Raw genomic sequence first — 18,043 nt, 5'->3', positions numbered from 1 at the left:
AATTACAAATCTGACGCTATTTTACTGGTTGATTAGCAAGCATCAATCGCGTTTTTGACTCGTTTATCAGAAACAGGATAAGGAGTGCCTAATTGTTGAGCAAAGTAACTCACGCGAAGCTCTTCAATCATCCAACGCACTTCCTTTACGTTTTCAGGAATGGCCACACCTTTCGGGATCTTGTTCAGCAACTCTTTATAGTCTTGAGTCACAGATTCAATCTTCAGCATATGTAAACGATCTTTGTTTGGATCGATTGGCAACTTCTCCATACGACGCTCTATCGCACGCATGTAGCGAAGAATATCCGGCAAGCGTTTCCAGCCACATTCCGTCGCAAAGCCTTTGAAGATCAAGCCTTCAATTTGTGCTTTGATATCCGACAGAGCAAACGCCATAGTGAAGTCGATTTTGCCTTTTAGCTTCTTATTGATGCTGAACGCCGTTGTCAGAATAGTCTCAACCTGTTTCGCGATCTCTACGACGGTATCACCCAGTTCAGCACGAACGTGTTCTTTCAACGCCTCGAACTTCTCAGGCTCCCAAACTAAGCCACCCTGCTCTTCAATAAGCTTATCGACACCACAGGCGATACAGTCATCAATCAGATCAAGCACTTTGCCGTAAGGGTTAAAATACAAACCCAACTTCGATTTGTTCGGTAAGTTAGCGTGCAGATATTTAATTGGAGACGGCACATTCAACAAAATCAAACGACGCTGACCAGCACGCATTGCCGTTATCTGCTCGTACTCCGTTTCGTAGAGTTTGATTTCAACGCTGTCTTTGCTATCAACAAGTGCAGGATACGCTTTTACATCGTAGCCACCACGTTTTTGTTGATACACTTTCGGCAATTCACCGAAGCTCCACGTATGCAGACCTTGCTGTTCAATATCGTCATCCGCCACTTTAGAAAGCGTTTCTTGAACTTTGTCTTTCAAGCTCTCTTTCAATTCGTGAAGGTCTTTATGTTCCTTCAGTTTGCGATTTCGATGATCAACCGCGCGGAACGTCACTTTCAAGTGCTCAGGCACCTGTTCCAAGTTCCAGTCTTCACGCAATACTTCTACACCCGTCATGCGGCGCAGTTCTTTCTCTAGCGAGTCTAGCAACGGCGCTTCCATTGGCTTGACGCGTGCCAAGAATGCATCGGCATAGTTTGGCGCAGGCACAAAGTTCTTACGAATCGTCTTCGGCAGCGATTTAATCAAGCTAACCACAAGCTCATGACGTAAACCTGGGATCTGCCAGTCAAAGCCCGCTGGCTCAACTTGGTTTAAAATCGGCAACGGCAAATGCACTGTGACACCGTCACTATCATCGCCCGGTTCAAATTGGTAACTCAACTTGAGCTTCAAACCATTTTGATGCCAGAAGTTCGGGTAATCCAAATCGGTCACATGGCTAGCATCACCCTTGAACAGCATCTCTTTTTCAAAGTTCAGCAGTTCAGGATCTTCTTTCGATGCTTTTTTCCACCACGTATCGAAATGTTTACCAGACACCACTTCGGTACCAACACGTTGGTCATAGAAATCAAACAGCTCATCATCATCCACCAAGATGTCACGACGACGAGATTTGTGTTCAAGCTCTTCCACTTCTTGCAGAAGCTTACGGTTTTGTTTAAAGAACGCGTGTTTGGTTTCCCACTCACCTTCAACCAATGCACTACGAATAAAGATTTCGCGGCTAACGGTCGGATCGATACTGCCGTAGTTCACCAAACGTTTCGGTACGATTGGTACGCCGTAAAGCATGACTTTTTCGTGCGCCATCACCGCCGCGCGTTTCTTCGACCAATGCGGTTCGCTGTAACTGCGCTTGATAAGGTGTTTGGCTAATGGCTCAATCCACTCCGGCTGAATCTTGGCAATGATGCGACCCCAAAGTTTTGAGGTTTCCACCAGCTCGGCCGACATTATCCACTTAGGTTGTTTCTTAAATAGACCCGATGCAGGGAAGATATGGAAACGAGCGTTGCGCGCGCCTTGATATTCATTCTTTTCTTGGTCTTTCATACCGATGTGCGACAACAAACCAACCAAGATCGCACTGTGTACACCATGGTAAGAAGCAGGCTCATCGTTAAGTTTGAATTCCATCTCACGCATCGACTGATGAATTTGGAAGTAAACGTCTTGCCACTCGCGAACGCGCAAGTAGTTCAAATAATCTTGCTTACACTGCTTGCGGAACTGGTTACTAGACAACGCTTTTTGCTGCTTTTGGATGTATTCCCACAAATTTACAAACGTCAGGAAGTCCGACTCTTCATGGAAGAAACGACGGTGCTTATCATCTGATGATTGTTGTTTGTCTGAAGGACGCTCGCGTGGATCTTGAATCGACAAGGCCGCTGCAATGATCATCACTTCTTTAAGCGCACCATATTTTGGCGCTTCCAAAACCATACGCGCCAAGCGTGGGTCGATTGGCAAACGAGCTAATTGGCGACCGATGGAAGTCAGGCGTTTTTTCGGGTCTTTTACCTCAGAATTAATCGCGCCAAGCTCTTCCAGCAAACGAACACCATCTTGGATGTTACGTTTGTCCGGCGCTTCCACAAATGGGAAGGCTTGAATGTCGCCCAAGCCAAGTGCGGTCATCTGTAAGATAACCGATGCTAGGTTGGTACGCAGGATCTCGGGATCGGTAAACTCTGGGCGCGACTCAAAATCTTCCTCTGAGTACAGACGGATACAGATACCCTCTTCCACACGACCACAACGACCTTTACGTTGGTTCGCACTCGCCTGAGAAACCGGCTCGATTGGAAGACGCTGAACCTTAGTTCGGTAACTGTAGCGGCTAATGCGCGCCGTGCCCGGGTCGATAACATACTTGATGCCCGGAACGGTTAGCGAGGTTTCTGCCACGTTGGTTGCCAGTACAATTCGGCGACCAGCATGAGGTTGGAAAATCTTGTTCTGCTCGCCCGCCGACAAACGCGCGTAAAGCGGCACAATTTCGGTGCTCTTCAGATTGCGTTTAGACAGTGCATCTGCGGTATCACGAATTTCACGCTCACCGTTCATGAAGATCAGGATGTCACCTAAACCTTCATCGCACAATTCGTCGACCGCTTCGAAGATGCCTTCAAGTTGGTCACGATCATTGTCGTCATCACCGCTTAGTGGGCGGTAACGCGTTTCTACTGGGTAAGTACGACCCGATACTTCAATGATTGGTGCATTGTTGAAGTGTTTTGAAAAACGCTCTGGGTCGATGGTTGCCGACGTGATGATCACTTTCAAATCAGGACGGCGTGGTAGCAACTCTTTCAAGTAACCCAAGATGAAATCGATGTTAAGGCTGCGCTCGTGCGCTTCATCGATAATAATGGTGTCGTATTGATTCAAGAAACGGTCATGCTGAATTTCAGCCAGCAAGATACCGTCCGTCATCAATTTGATTTGGGTATTTTCAGAGATCTGATCGTTGAATCGAACCTTGTAACCAACAAGCTCACCCAACTTAGTTTCCATCTCTTCGGCAATACGGTTCGCAACCGAACGCGCCGCAAGACGACGAGGCTGAGTATGGCCAATCAAACCGTACTTACCGCGACCAAGCTCAGCACAGATTTTTGGCAGCTGAGTGGTTTTACCAGAACCGGTTTCACCCGCGACGATAACCACTTGGTTTTCTTCAATCGCTTTAGCGATGTCGTCACGCTTTTGGCTGACGGGCAGAATTTCTGGGTATTCAATCGTTGGTTTGTAGTTGCTGCGTTGTTCCGCAACCATCATCGATTTAGCAATGTCGAGTGCAATTTCATCAAACACAGCATTACGTGCTGCATCTTTCTTAATTTTGCTCGCACCAGAAATGCGTTTACTTAAACGGAAGCGGTCACGCATCATGCACTGGCTTAACGCTTTGCGTAGAGACGCCGCGCTATTCACTTGAGCCTGAGGTGCTTTATCTTGTTTCGCTGTCGCCTTTTGCACACCATTTGACGGTGTCGCTTGCTCTTCAGCGGGATTCTTTTTTGGGGGCTGTGACGAAGTCAAAGCGTTTCCTATTCTTTTCATTACAAAAACTGCGCGGATTGTATCACACAAGATCTGCAACAAGATAACCGAAACCACATTCAAATTTTTCGAACATGTTCAGCGAATCCCTATACTTTTTAACCAACGTGCCTCGCTTATAATGGCTCCCATAGTCAAAAGCACTTATTTAAGGAATAACCATTATGTCTCGTGTACTAGCTCTAAAATCAAGCATCCTTGGCGATTACTCTCAATCAAACAAACTGGTTGAAGACTTCATCAAAAATGTAGACCAAGACAAGCTAACTGTTCGTGATTTGGCTGCCAACCCATTACCAGTTTTGGACTTCGCCGTTGCCACTGCACTTCGCGCAACGGAAGATCTTTCACAAGAACAACAAGAGGTTGTCGAACTGTCGGATACCCTTATTGAAGAAGTAAAAGCCGCAGACACTTTGGTTATTGCCGCACCAATGTATAACTTTACAATTCCAACTCAGCTTAAAAACTGGATTGATTTGATTGCTCGTGCTGGCGTGACATTCAAATACACTGAAAACGGCGTTCAAGGCCTGATCGAAGGTAAGAAAGCGATTGTCATCACGACTCGCGGTGGTATCCATAAAGATTCACCAACTGACAACGTCACACCATACCTGCGTACCGTGCTAGGTTTCGTTGGTATAACTGATGTGGAATTTGTTTATGCGGAAGCGCTAAACATGGGTGAAGATTTCGCTGCGAAAGGCATTTCTGAAGCGCAGAGCCAACTTGCAGCGATAGCGTAAATTGGCCTAAGTTCAAGAACAAGTAGAATACAAATAACAAGGGATTGGTTCGCGCCAATCCCTTGTCGATCAAAATACCCTAATCGTGTTTAGAAGTTATCTTATTTCTCCCAGAGCGATTCACTTTCTCTAAGTTGTGTAGCGCTTCGTGATAGAGCTTTTCCAAAGACTGCTCAGCTTCGTTTATCATATTCTCAATCATCGCATCAAACGCGACATCACTCGGAATTTCGAGATCGTCTCCAACGTCAACCTCAAGAGAATTGACGTACAACACTAACCATTCATCACTCTCTAAATGTCCTTCCCCGTGGACGACAAAAAAGCGCTTGGCAAATTCATCGTTGGTACAGTTTATCGCCTCAATTTGAATATTGAATGAGGAGTCGATACTCATGGTGCTCATGCCATCCGATTCATCAGATGCATCACAAACAGCCTTAACTTTGGCACGATACACGAAGGTTCGCGTTGAAAGCAGCATTGTATTATTCATCATTACTCATAATGGGCGATAAAGAAGTCAGTTGCAAATCCGACCTATATGCATCTTACGATGCTCTAAAACTCGAACTGGAAGTAAATGGTATTGTAGTTACTTCCGCCTTTAATGCGCCCAAACTGGGACGCACTTTCGAAAATTGCTGAGCGGTGATGCAATGAATAACCCACCCACATATTTTCCCAGTTTTTTTGGTTGAATAAGTCACCTATATTTACATCAAACGAGAAGTCTAAGTAGTTCAGTAGCTTACTTGGTGTATAACCCTTGTCTTCCATTTCGGTTCCTTCGATGTAGGTAATGTTGTCGACGTATGACATACCTTCCGCAACACCAAATCGCCAAGTCGTTGGCCAATTAACGGTATAATAAGCCTTAATCGCCATCACGTATTCTGTGCTCGCGGACTGAACACTGGACGACCAGTGATGAACCAAACCTGGCGTTAAATAAATATCAAGAGGAAAACCAAACAACTCGTCCGTTAGCGGGTGCCCATAAAACAGTGAAGTAAGTTGATTGTTGTATGGGTCTTTTTCTCTCTCAAAGCTAAATATTTCACCAATATTTGAAGGCGTCGCCCAACCATGCGCGATACGTAGGTATGGTTTATTGCTCAGTGCTGATTTCGGAGCTTTGCCTTTATCGTTGAAAAAGCCAAAACCGACAAACACTTCACCTTGATATCGGTCTTCTACAAGCTGGCTGTTGTAGGCATTATCATCTAAGCGAGTGACACTCGTTTCCCCCAATAAATACAAGTTGGAAGTCACATGATAACGCGCTTTGATGCCGAGGTTGGCGTCAAGTCCTGCTCCAATTCTTTCCCCAGTAACATCTTTAAACGCATAATATTCACTGTTGAAGTCAGCGTCTTTGTATCGAATCGTGATAGATGGCTCTAACTCCCAATCACCAAACGCATAATTAGCGGCAAGGCGATAATTAGAGTGAAACTGGAGTTCATCGTCCGTCATTAATTCTAACTCTGCGCGCCAGTTGTCGTTAATGCTATAACGAACTTGACCACCGAAGTCGACTCTGTCCCCTTCATTGGCATTTTGTAGCGACATGGGAATATCAACAAATCTCAATCGCATAATCGCACTCGCGCGCCAGTCAGAATCACTCTCGTCATACAGAAAAACGCCGCCTTCAATGCCATTGATATACAAATGCTCGTTTTCAAAGAACATCATTGGTACAAATGTACTCACCGTCGAGTCATTATCGGCGGTATAAAACGGGATCGATGCAGTGCGATACATCGCTGCAATTCCCCACGTTTGCTCTTCTACACCATACGCAGAAGAAGCCATCGCAGCTAAAGGCAAAGTGAGTGTTGTTAGAATTAATCTCTTCATGAGTTCGAAAAATGTTGGTTGAGAAGCAGGCAAACATCAATGATTTGCCATTTAAAGCTTATGTTCTTCTGATGATAGCCGTTACAATGACAAATGTTGTCATCCTCGTGACAGTTTGAGTCCCAAGATTATATTAATATTGCACGCCTAGATGAGCTTGTTTGTGAATATTTTTACTATCGTAACAAGCTCTTAAAACTCTAGCTTAGTTCTAAATCAAACATAATGAAGTAAAAAGTGAAAGCATCAGAACTTATCTCTACCTTGAATCATTTACCCGCAGACACGGACCCAGACATTGTGATGGGAGAAGCATGGCTGCCTGAAAGGTTGATAGGGACTCAACTTGATGGTGACATGTTATTTTTGCACTTTGATAATGCTCCAGAAGATGGTCAGGGAGACGAAGAGGGACGCGGCTTCGTCGAGCACGAAATAGATCTAATCAGAACGCGACTTCAGCAGATTTTGGATGAAGACAGTGATAACGCGTCAAAAGCCGATGCTATGCTAGGTTTATTCCTTATGGGACATGAACTTAGCAGTTCCCAAGTTATCGAAATATTAGAAGAAGAAGCTGACACATAAGGAGCCGTTTTGCCAGCATTGATGAATACGACTGAAACATCTTCACTTCCTCTTATCGTTGCAGGTCCGATTTTGCGCAAAGTGACCGCAACTGAAATCAATATTTGGCTAGTCACCACCCAACGCTTGGAGGGTATGGTGCAAATTACGGATGAAAACGCCTCCGTCCTTCATCAAGCCCCCTTAAGTAAGCAAAAAGAACAGCTTCAAATCGGTCTCAATGCGTGGTGCTGTTTGTTGCAATTAAAGGGCGAGTTTCCGACCCATCAAACGTTACACTATCAAATACAAACGCAACACGGCTCCGTAACGGAACTGCTTCCTCATCTGACTTATGAACGAGATAACTGTCCAAATTTGGGCGTTGAGTTCCTAATCAGCGAAAAAGCAGATTATGTTCTGCATGGCTCGTGCCGGAATCCCCACCACTTCAGTAAAGATACATTGGTCGCTGCGGATCATAAAATCGCATCTCAAACCATCGAAGAAAGACCAGATATGCTCATCATGAGTGGTGACCAAATCTACGCAGACCATGTTGCAGGCCCTACTCTGGACGCCATCGAACAAGTCATTGTCCTACTCGGTTTACCGGGCGAAGAATTCGAGCAAGCGCCGATAAAAAATACCAATGCCCTCTACCAGCACTCAGCTTGTTATTATGGTCGGGACAAATTGTTGCCTCATTATGTGAATGATGGCAGTTTACTGAGTACGTTTTTCCCGCACAGAGGGACGCCAATATTCAGCGCCAAAGAGTGTGAAAACCATCTAATAAGCTTTGCCGAATGCTTTGCAATGTACTTATTGGTTTGGTCTCCGACCTTATGGAAGCTCATTCGGACAGATCGCTTATTAGAAAATGAGTTTACTGTCGGCGGAGCAACTCTCGAACCTAAATGGCAGCAGCAATGGCGCGAAGAAAAAGCTCAAATAGATAAATTCGTCTCAGGTCTAGATAAGGTTCAACGCTTACTTGCTCACATTCCAACCTACATGATCTTTGATGATCACGATGTCACCGACGATTGGAACCTTACCATAGGCTGGGAACAAGCCGCGTACAGCAACGCCTTTGCGAAACGTATTATCGGGAACAGCCTGATTGCCTACTGGCTCTGCCAAGGGTGGGGAAACGCGCCAGAAAAATTCAATGATGAGTTTATGAGTATCGCTCAACGCTTTTTCAACGAGCGTTCCTCACAAACTCAAGATGCATTTATTCAATATTTGTATCGCTTTGAGAATTGGCATTACACCATTCCGACGACGCCAAAAGTTGTCGTGCTAGATACGCGAACCAGACGCTGGCGTTCTGAGTCTAAAATGAACAAGCCCTCTGGGTTAATGGACTGGGAAGCAATGATTGAGTTCCACCAAGAACTTGTTCATCAAGATAAAGTTATCATTGTTTCTGCCGCGCCAATGTTCGGGGTGAAATTTATCGAAGCACTGCAGCGAGTAGTGACAATGCTTGGTAAACCGTTGATGGTCGACGCTGAAAACTGGATGGCGCACCCCGGAAGTGCGAATACGCTTATTAGTATTTTTACACATACTAAGACGCCGACCAATTTCGTTATTCTCTCTGGTGACGTGCACTACTCTTTTGCATACGACATTAAACTTCGCTACCGAAAAAATAGTCCGAATATCTATCAAATCACCTGTAGCGGGATTAAAAATCAGTTCCCAACCCAATTGCTCAATATTTGTGATGGTCTAGATAGGCTTCTATATAGCCCTCGTTCGCCTTTAAACTGGTTTACAAAACGTAAGCGTCTAAAGATCTACAAACGCGCACCAAGTACGCACAATTTTTATCGCTTAGTTAACCACAGCGCCATTGGTGAGCTGCGTCTTGATGACGAAGGAAAGCCGAGCCAAATTAGCATTCTAACGAGCGATGGTGAAGAGGTACATTTTCCACCAACTCGTGCCGAAGGCTAACTCTCGCTCCCAAAATGACTTGCCCTTTATTGAAGGCAAATCATTTTGACTGAACTTAAAAGTACGAGGGATTTGGGTAGATGAGCAAAGCTCTTGACTGTCAACGGCGTGCTAAATTTGATACCACACCTTGAGATCTACCGTATTTATAACCATGTTAACCAAATAAACAATAGCTCGGTGTTCAATATGTTTAACTCTCTTACCTCATTATTTAAACAGCTCATTGAAGGGTCTGATTTAAGCCAAACCAACACACTCTCTCCGAATATGGCTATCGCGTGCTTGCTGTGTGAAGTATCTGGCGCAGACCATAACGTCAATGATAAAGAACAAGAAACAAAGCGTTCATTATTGATGAAGCTCCTATCATTAAATGAAGAAGAATCAAACGCTTTGTTAGAGCAAGCGCAACAGAAAATAAAAGACTCCGCGTCTCTGTACGATTTTACTTCTCAACTGAGAGAATTGACTCAAGAAACACGCTACAACTTAATCAAAAGCATGTGGGAAGTGGCTTATGCCGATGGCGAAATTGATCCACTAGAAGATGCAGTGATCCGCAAAACAGCAGAACTACTCTACGTTGATCACAGTGAGTTCATTCGAGCAAAGTTGCAATCTCAGTAAGGCAACAAGGTAAACATGTAAGTCGCGCAAGCTATTTCAAGTCTACCGTGAAATGATGTCGAAGATGAGTTTTATAGCCATAAAAAAACGCGCATTACGCGCGTTTTTTCGATAAGCCAACGACATTGTTATTAAAATACTGGTCAAGATATGAATGTGTTTAACGAGCTCTACACTAAACAGATTCCATGACAAAACAACAATGGTTGAATGACGATTTGATTACAAGTTTGCCTATCTATATCGGACCATTAAAGCATAGTCAGAGCAAGCTTCGCTAAATTATACGCATCCACATAACCAGAATGTTGGCGCCCTTCCCAATCAATGCCTTTTGCTTCTTGAGCTGCTCGGTGACCAATACGCTTATCCTTAAGACGATTTTGAATGCGATAAAGCGTTGCTAAGTTGATGAACTCCGTAAATGGCGCTTCAATACCTTTTTGCTTACACTCTTCAAGCAGGATGAGGTCATCTCGGCCCCATGATGCATAAATCTTGTTTCGACCACCAAAGTTCTTAACCATGGATTTAAGCACTTCTTTTAATGGGCGTCCTTGTTTTTCAATTTTACGCGGCGTAATACCTGTTAGCTCGGCACAAAACAGCGAAACTTCATCATGTTCAGGTTTTACGTAGTATTGAGCTCGCTTGACTATCTCGCCTCTAGACAAATCTATTTCAGCCAACCCAACTTCGATAATTTCACCCGTGCTGCCGACACCATTTTCGTTCCAGCAACACATTTCTAAATCGAAGCATACAATACGGTTATGGTTCATAGTTTGTCTTGATTCCTAACATAAAATTTTAAAGCGTGGGATTCTACCGTAACACGGTGTAAAACTCGAATTTGCGCGCCCATTTAATCGCCAATCGACACATTATTACGACCGTTTTTTTTACTCAAATAAAGTTGATTATCCATTTTGTGATACAGGCTTTCAGGATCTTCATCTTTATGGACAGCCGCGCCGATACTTAACGTGCAAATGATTGAAGCATCGCCATAGTCAAAAGCCGTACTTGCCACGATGCTCCGCAACTTTTCCAGATAAGCTTCCAGTGCTTCTTTATCAATGACTTTAGAAATAATACAGAACTCATCACCACCAGCACGATAAAATCGGTCTCCAGGCTTTAGATTCGCACTGACTAGCTTAGTCACATGCTGCAATGCTTCATCTCCCCCTAAATGACCGTGCTTGTCATTGATAACTTTGAAGTGGTCGATATCAAAACCAACCAATGCGAAGCTAACACCTTTGTTTATCTGGCTAAGCAAATGATCGTTAAACGCTCGGCGATTGAATAACTGAGTTAGAGGGTCACGCTCAGCCATCCTTTTTAATTCGACGGTTTTAAGCTCTAACATGACCGCCAAGCGCTCTTTTTCTCGTGACTGTAAATTCACAATCCAACTAATCAAAAAGGCGATTACCAACCCGGCTAATGTCGTGCCCGCTAAAATAGAACGCTCCCAAGCAGAGACGGCATCAGAAAGTTTAAAATCAATCCGCCACTCACGATTGGGCAGCTGAATGGTACGGCTTATAACCGTTCCTCGAATGTTATCCCAGTTTGAACTTTGGAAGAGAACGGGGTCATCTGCTGCGTCAAAGCCTAAATCTTCTACGCGCACCGACATATCTAGCTCGGTCGCGGTTTTCGTGATCAAATCCTCAAAGTAAACCGTACTTCGAATCACCCCTGTCACTACACCTAATAAATTTTTATCCTGGAAGTCAAACACTGGATGGAACACTAGCAGCCCAGTTTTAGGAATGGACTTGTCATACCCATCTTGCAATAAGCGAACTTTATCCGAGACATTCGCTCGCCCATTTGTGGATATATCATCCAAGATGAGATCGAAGCGTTTACGTGAAAAATAGAAACCTAATAGAGAAAGGTTTTCTGGTGTTCTTGGATAAATATCCGATGCGATAAAAATTGGCTCTTTGTGTTCAAAAATGTATCCGTAGGTTTTAGGGCCATCTTTAGGAACGGTAAACGGTTGGAAATCAGGAAATGTTTGACGGGTCTTTAAAATATGCTCATCAAGGTCTTCGAATTCGACCTTTTGCATCCATTGAAGTCCAATTAGACTTCGCGAGCTATTGATTACTTGTTCCGCATACATTGGGAACGAAGACCAATAGGTGCGTTCAATCGAATGAAAAAAGTTTGCACCTGCACCAATGAACTTTAAATCATTTTCGACGTTCGCTTTCAGTGATTCTGCTTGTCGGTCAGCTAAAGTATCAAACGTCGTCTGCGTATACCGTTGCTGCATCGTATAAGCAGCACCGACCACACCAGCAGTGACACACAACGTCGCTGCAAAAGCTAGAATAGAGTCTGAATGTCGTTTGATAACGCTCTTGTGAGCGGTGCTTTGTGTCATATCGTAATTTTGATACTTCCGTAAGTTAAACTTCGGGATCTATTGAAATACTGCGTTAGCAACGCACAAACATCAAGCAACAACCTATGCTGGGCAGTCCGATCGTCGATTTTTCACGCTGTTCGTACGGTATAGTCACGAATTATTACAGCCTTAAGCCTTGAATATGCTACCATCCGTCATCATTTTAATGTCTAAACTTGGTGCAAGATCGCAAAGACCATCGTTTTAGTGAACACATATGAGCCAATACTGAGCACCAATAATCAATAGAAAGAGAAAAAACGTCATGAACATTGATTTGAACCTAATTCCTCAAACGTTCGATATGCTTCACGCTGGCCTAACCGCATCGAGCGTTTTGCTTCTTTTAGTCGCGGTCTCTCGCAAATCAAAAGTGGTTGAGAAAGTCGTAGAAAAACCGGTCGAGAAAATCGTCGAAGTTGAGAAGCCAGTTGAGAAGATCGTCGAAGTAGAAAAAGTCGTTGAAGTTGAGAAAGTCGTAGAAAAAGTGGTGGAAGTTGAATCGAAACTCGCAACAGCTTCTACTGATTCTGCAATGCAGCTACTTTCTATCATGCAACAAGAAGCTCGTCTGATTGACTTCCTACAAGAAGACCTAACGTCATTCTCTGATGAAGAAGTAGGCGCAGCAGCTCGCGTAATTCATACTGGTGGCCAGAAAGTATTGAACGATTACGTAACACTTGCGCACGTTCGCAACGAAGACGAAGAAACTCGTATTACGGTTGAAGAAGGCTTCAACCCACAAGAAATCCGCCTTACTGGCAACGTGACAGGTAGCGCGCCATTCCAAGGCACGTTAGTGCACAAAGGCTGGAAGGCAACATCGATGAACCTTCCTAAGCTGGCTGAAAACTACGATGCATCTGTGATTGCTCCAGCCGAGGTTGAGCTGTAATGGAACACATGAACCAAGAAAACCATTCTCAAGAAGCGTCTGTTGAAACACAACAGACGCCTAAATTCAGTGTCGGTATCGACTTAGGTACAACACACTGTGTAATGTCTTTTGTTGATACACATGACGAAGATGCTCGCGTTGAAGTTATGCCTATCCCGCAGCTGACTGCGCCGGGTACGGTAGAGACTCGTAGCCAATTAGGCTCTTTCCTATACCAACCACACGAACACGAAATGAACCCGCAATCACGTGTTCTTCCGTGGTCGAGCGAGCCAAAAGCTCTAGTTGGTGCAATTGCACGTAACCTAGGTTCAAAAACACCAATTCGTCTTGTTGCAAGTGCGAAATCTTGGCTTTGCCACGGTGGTGTAAACCGTCGTGACGCATTCCTACCAGCGGGTAGCCCAGAAGAAGTGGAAAAAGTATCCCCTCTTCGCGCAACCGAGCTATACCTTGAGCACTTAAAAGATGCTTGGAATCACGCAAACCCAAATCATAATCTTGCCGATCAAGACGTTACCATTACGGTTCCTGCTTCTTTCGATCCTGCTGCTCGTGATCTAACAGCCGAAGCAGCACGCAACGTTGGTTTTGTGCACCTAACGCTTCTAGAAGAGCCTCAAGCTGCGCTTTACAACTGGATTGATAACAGCAACGACAAATGGCGCGACGAAGTTGAAGTTGGCGACATTGTGCTTGTGGTCGATATCGGTGGTGGTACAACTGACCTTTCTTTGGTTGAAGTAACTGAAGACGACGGCAACCTAACTTTGAACCGTATCGCGGTAGGTGAACACATCCTACTTGGCGGTGACAACATGGACCTTGCACTTGCGTACCGCTTGAAGATGAAGCTAGCGCAAGAAGGCAAAGAGCTACAGCCGTGGCAAGTTCAGGCGATGACGCACGCATGTCGTGACGCGAAAGAAGCGCTATTGAACGACAGCGAGCTGCAGTCAGTGCCAATCGTGGTACCAAGCCGTGGTTCTAAACTGCTTGGCGCAACACTGAAAACAGAACTGACTCAAGAAGAAGTACAACAAACATTAGTTGACGGTTTCTTCCCTCAAGTTGCGATTACGGACCACCCTGTTCAACGTAACCGTGGTGCACTAACGCAAATGGGTCTGCCTTACGCACAAGATGCGGGTATTACTCGCCACATTGCAGCATTCTTGTCTAAGCAAGCACACGCGCAAAGCGGTGGTGAATCAGCGCAAGCTCAAGATTTCAACCCATTTGCAAACATGCCAGGTATGCCAGGGGCGGATGCAGCGCAATCGGCTGACTTCATCAAACCAACGGCAATCCTATTCAACGGTGGTGTGCTGAAATCGAAACTTCTAGCCAGTCGTCTAGAAGACACGATCAACGAATGGCTAATTGAAGCAGACGCAGAAATGGCGAAACGCCTAACAGGTGTGGATCTAGACCTTGCGGTTGCTAGCGGTGCGGCTTACTACGGCTCTGTCCGTCGTGGTCAAGGCGTTCGTATCCGCGGCGGTATTGCTTCGGCGTACTACGTGGGTATCGAAAGTGCGATGCCTGCGATTCCGGGCATGGCGCCTCCAATGGAAGCACTGTGTGTAGCACCATTTGGTATGGAAGAAGGCTCAAGCGTTGACGTACCAAGCCAAGAGTTTGGTTTGATCATCGGCCAGCCAGTTAACTTCCAATTCTTCGGCTCAACCGTTCGTCGTGACGACCTAGCAGGTACTCACCTTGACTACTGGGCACCAGAAGAGCTTGAAGAGCTACCAGAAATCCAAGTAACGCTGCCTGTATCTGAAGGTCGTCGTGAAGGTGAAGTGGTTCCAGTTACCCTAGCTTCTCGCGTAACAGAGCTTGGTACGCTTTACTTAGAAGCCATTGCCGCTGATAACGGGCAAAAATGGCATGTTGAGTTCGATGTGCGCGAAGACGCGAAAAGTGACTCAAACGAAGAACAATAATTAGAAGTCAAACGGCATCCAATCGGGTGCCGTTTTTAAATACACGAAGGTTTGGTTTTGTATGGCATCTCCTCGTTTCCTTGTTGGTATTGACCTCGGCACCACAAACACTGTGGTGGCCTACTGTGAAATCACCGACAACCTTGAACAATCCGAAGTATCCCTATTTGACATCGACCAACTGATTGGTCCGGGCGAAGTCGTTCGTAAACCACTTCTGCCCTCTTTCCGCTATCATCCAGCTGTAGGTCAAATCTCCCCTTCTGACCTCACTCTTCCTTGGGACAACGAACCTGTTGCTGGCGACATTAACAATGTCATCGTTGGTGAATGGGCTCGTGAATTAGGCGCGAAGGTGGAAGGACGTCAGGTATCCAGTGCAAAAAGCTGGCTATCGCACCAAGCGGTAGATCGTAGCTCAGACATTCTCCCTTGGGCTGGCGCGCAAGACGTAGATAAAGTCTCGCCCGTCATTGCCAGCGCAAGCTACCTCAACCACATTCGTCAAGCATGGAACTACCGTCATCCTAGCAACAAGCTAGAAGACCAAGATGTGGTTGTGACCGTTCCAGCATCGTTCGATGAAACCGCTCGTAAGCTCACGCTTGAAGCCGCTGAGTTGGCAGGTTTAAAGAAAATCGTCCTGCTCGAAGAGCCACAAGCCGTATGTTACGACTGGTACGCACGCCATCAGAAAACCGCAGCTGATGAACTCAAAGAGTTACCGCTGATTCTTGTGTGCGATGTGGGCGGTGGTACCACCGACTTGAGCTTGATTGAAGCAAGTTTCTCTTCTCAAGATGAGCTAGCCCTTGATCGTATTGGCGTTGGCGAACACTTGATGCTGGGTGGTGATAACCTCGACTTAGCATTAGCACACCTTGCAGAGAGCCGCTTCAATCAAAGTAAGAAACTCACTGCAGCAAGCCTGACTAAGCTGATTCAGCAAACGCGTAAAGCGAAAGAGAACCTGCTTTCAGCGAGCGCACCTGACGAAGTGAAGATCACCATGTTAGGTAGCGGCTCTAAGCTACTTGGGGGCACAAAGAGTATTGCTCTAAGCAAACAAGAAGTGCACCAAATCGCATTAGATGGCTTCTTCCCGCTTTCTGATTTCAGTGACGTACCAGACAAACGTCGTAGCGCGGTTGTCGAGTTTGGCCTTCCATACGTTGCTGACCCAGCGGTGAGCAAGCACGTTGCCGAGTTCTTAACTCAGCACCAGCAAGTCGCTCGTGCCGCTCTTGGCATTGAAGACGATAAACAAAACGCGATTCCAGTTGGCGTGTTGTTGAACGGTGGCGTGTTTAACAGTGATCTGGTGACTGAACGTGTCACCGCCCTACTTTCTGACTGGCGCGGCGCACCAGTTACGGTATTAGATAACCCACATCCAGATTGGTCTGTTGCATTAGGTGCTGTAGCATTTGGTAAAGCGCGTCGTGGCGCACAGCTAAAAATTGGTGGTGGTGCAGCGCGTTCTTACTTCTTGCATCTTCAAGAAAAAAACAAAATGGGCAAAGCGCTCTGTTTGCTTGCAAAAGGTACAGAAGAAGGTCACGAGATCCGTTTAAGCGGTCGTCGTTTCTCGCTCACTCTTGGAGAGCCAGTCCGCTTTAACCTGCTGACTTCTACCCACGATACCTTAACCAATAACACCGCCATCCAAAATGGCGTGATGGTTGATGTTGACCCAGACTTGTTTGCTCCACTACCGCCTTATATCACCACCCTTGAAGGTGAAGGTGCCGAACTGCAAGCCAACCAGAAAGAACGTGTCGAAGTACAACTGGCGTGTCAGTTGACTGAAGTCGGCACACTTAAGATGGAATGTGTCAGCGCAGAAGACGACAACAAACGTTGGGAGCTGGAATTCGAAGTCCGTAACAAGCAAACCGACGACAGTGAACAAGTTAAGCTTCACCCTAAACTGAACGAATGTAAGGAGCTGATCGCTCGCCTATACAGCGGTAACAAAAAAAGCGCAGAAGGCAAAGAGATCAAAACCTTAGCCAAAGATCTTGAGAAGAAGCTCGGCAAACGTGACGAGTGGGATTTCACTACCCTACGTCAACTGTTTGATACCTTTGCACAAGGTCGTAAACGTCGCCGTCGTTCTGAACAGCACGAGAAAAACTGGCTTCGTTTGGCGGGCTTTGCACTGCGTCCGGGCTTTGGCGATCCAACAGACTCTTGGCGTATTGAGCAAGTTTGGGGACTGTATCAACAAAATATTCAGTTCAAAAACCATCAAGGCTGGACAGACTGGTGGGTATTCTGGCGACGTATCGCGGGCGGTCTAAGCCAAGAACAACAAGAAACCATTTTGGCAGACATCGCAAAATATCTGCATCCCGGCGCGATGAAAAACCCACAGTCCGCCAAAGCGGCACAAGACATGGGTTACGAATCCATGGTGCGTCTTTCAGCCTCTCTAGAGCATCTAGAAGTGGAAGATAAAGTTCTATTGGCAACGTGGTTCTTAAGTAAAGCGATCAACCAAAACCAGTTTGAACAAGCGCACTGGTGGGCGATGGGACGTTTGGCTTCTCGCACACCACTTTATGGCAGCCAGCACAACGTCATTCCTCGTGAACAAGCGGAACAATGGTTGCCTAAGCTATTAGAGCAGAATTGGCAGAAAGAGCCAATGATCGCTTTCGCAGCCGTGATGATTTGTCGTAAGACGGGCGACCGCCTATTCGATATCTCAGACGATTACCGTGAGCAGGTACTGGCTAAGTTGAAGCAAAGTAAGGTACCTGAATCTTGGGTATCGCTGGTTGAAGAAGTCAAAGAGCTATCGGAGAGTGAATCGAAGCGTATCTTCGGTGATGCTTTACCAAGCGGTTTAACGCTGGTTCATCATTAAATCCACTCTACACAAGAACACGAGTTAGACGTACAAAGCCCTTCCGACGAAGGGCTTTGTTGTA

The 18,043-nt window shown here is 45.7% G+C and carries 12 protein-coding genes; 7 read left to right on the top strand and 5 right to left on the bottom strand.

All coding sequences use genetic code 11. The features are described 5' to 3' along the window. Positions 1-32: 32 nt before the first annotated feature. Complete coding sequence (hrpA, locus tag ACWYVB_RS14560; RefSeq protein ID WP_457529301.1) at positions 33-4,019, bottom strand: ATP-dependent RNA helicase HrpA; 3,987 nt, start codon at positions 4,017-4,019, stop codon at positions 33-35. A 185-nt stretch (positions 4,020-4,204) separates the two neighbouring features. Between hrpA and ACWYVB_RS14555 the strand changes: the two genes are divergently transcribed. Next, positions 4,205-4,789, top strand: coding sequence for an FMN-dependent NADH-azoreductase (locus ACWYVB_RS14555; RefSeq protein ID WP_167426600.1), 585 nt, complete (start codon positions 4,205-4,207; stop codon positions 4,787-4,789). Between the two features lie 79 nt (positions 4,790-4,868). On the opposite strand, the gene ACWYVB_RS14550 is transcribed toward ACWYVB_RS14555, so the two are convergent. Together ACWYVB_RS14550 and ACWYVB_RS14545 are read right to left on the bottom strand one after the other, a co-directional pair. Beyond that, the gene (locus ACWYVB_RS14550; protein ID WP_225480717.1) at positions 4,869-5,288 is read right to left on the bottom strand and encodes a hypothetical protein; all 420 of its coding nucleotides are present in this window, start codon (positions 5,286-5,288) and stop codon (positions 4,869-4,871) included. Between the two features lie 62 nt (positions 5,289-5,350). Beyond that, on the bottom strand, positions 5,351-6,655 hold the full coding sequence (locus ACWYVB_RS14545) for a MipA/OmpV family protein (RefSeq protein WP_457529299.1): 1,305 nt from the start codon (positions 6,653-6,655) through the stop codon (positions 5,351-5,353). A 237-nt stretch (positions 6,656-6,892) separates the two neighbouring features. Between ACWYVB_RS14545 and ACWYVB_RS14540 the strand changes: the two genes are divergently transcribed. The 3 genes from ACWYVB_RS14540 to ACWYVB_RS14530 all read left to right on the top strand — a co-directional run bounded on the left by ACWYVB_RS14540 (position 6,893) and on the right by ACWYVB_RS14530 (position 9,823). Beyond that, the gene (locus tag ACWYVB_RS14540; protein WP_005377676.1) at positions 6,893-7,243 is read left to right on the top strand and encodes a VC1380 family protein; all 351 of its coding nucleotides are present in this window, start codon (positions 6,893-6,895) and stop codon (positions 7,241-7,243) included. Positions 7,244-7,252: 9 nt separating this feature from the next. Beyond that, entirely contained in the window at positions 7,253-9,193 is a 1,941-nt protein-coding gene (locus ACWYVB_RS14535) for an alkaline phosphatase D family protein (protein ID WP_457529296.1), read from the top strand. A gap of 189 nt (positions 9,194-9,382) precedes the next feature. Further along, a complete protein-coding gene (locus tag ACWYVB_RS14530) occupies positions 9,383-9,823 on the top strand; it encodes a tellurite resistance TerB family protein (RefSeq protein WP_457529294.1) in 441 nt (146 codons plus the stop codon). 251 nt (positions 9,824-10,074) lie between these two features. Here ACWYVB_RS14530 and ACWYVB_RS14525 read toward each other — a convergent pair whose 3' ends face one another. Both ACWYVB_RS14525 and ACWYVB_RS14520 read right to left on the bottom strand, forming a co-directional pair. Continuing rightward, entirely contained in the window at positions 10,075-10,605 is a 531-nt protein-coding gene (locus ACWYVB_RS14525; RefSeq protein ID WP_457529292.1) for an exonuclease domain-containing protein, read from the bottom strand. A gap of 83 nt (positions 10,606-10,688) precedes the next feature. Next, the gene (locus ACWYVB_RS14520) at positions 10,689-12,230 is read right to left on the bottom strand and encodes a sensor domain-containing diguanylate cyclase (RefSeq protein ID WP_457529290.1); all 1,542 of its coding nucleotides are present in this window, start codon (positions 12,228-12,230) and stop codon (positions 10,689-10,691) included. A gap of 289 nt (positions 12,231-12,519) precedes the next feature. On the opposite strand from ACWYVB_RS14520, the gene ACWYVB_RS14515 reads away from it, so the two are divergent. From ACWYVB_RS14515 to ACWYVB_RS14505, 3 genes are all read left to right on the top strand, one after another. Continuing rightward, complete coding sequence (locus ACWYVB_RS14515) at positions 12,520-13,152, top strand: DUF2760 domain-containing protein (protein ID WP_005394205.1); 633 nt, start codon at positions 12,520-12,522, stop codon at positions 13,150-13,152. Continuing rightward, complete coding sequence (locus ACWYVB_RS14510) at positions 13,152-15,107, top strand: Hsp70 family protein (RefSeq protein ID WP_191907421.1); 1,956 nt, start codon at positions 13,152-13,154, stop codon at positions 15,105-15,107. Before ACWYVB_RS14515 ends, ACWYVB_RS14510 begins: the two co-directional genes overlap by 1 nt. Positions 15,108-15,168: 61 nt before the next feature. Beyond that, positions 15,169-17,979 (top strand): Hsp70 family protein, encoded by a 2,811-nt coding sequence (locus ACWYVB_RS14505; protein ID WP_457529287.1) that lies wholly within the window; start codon positions 15,169-15,171, stop codon positions 17,977-17,979. Positions 17,980-18,043: the final 64 nt, after the last annotated feature.

The organism is Vibrio sp. JZG10 (assembly GCF_054064075.1).
This window is presented reverse-complemented; position numbering and strand designations above follow the sequence as displayed.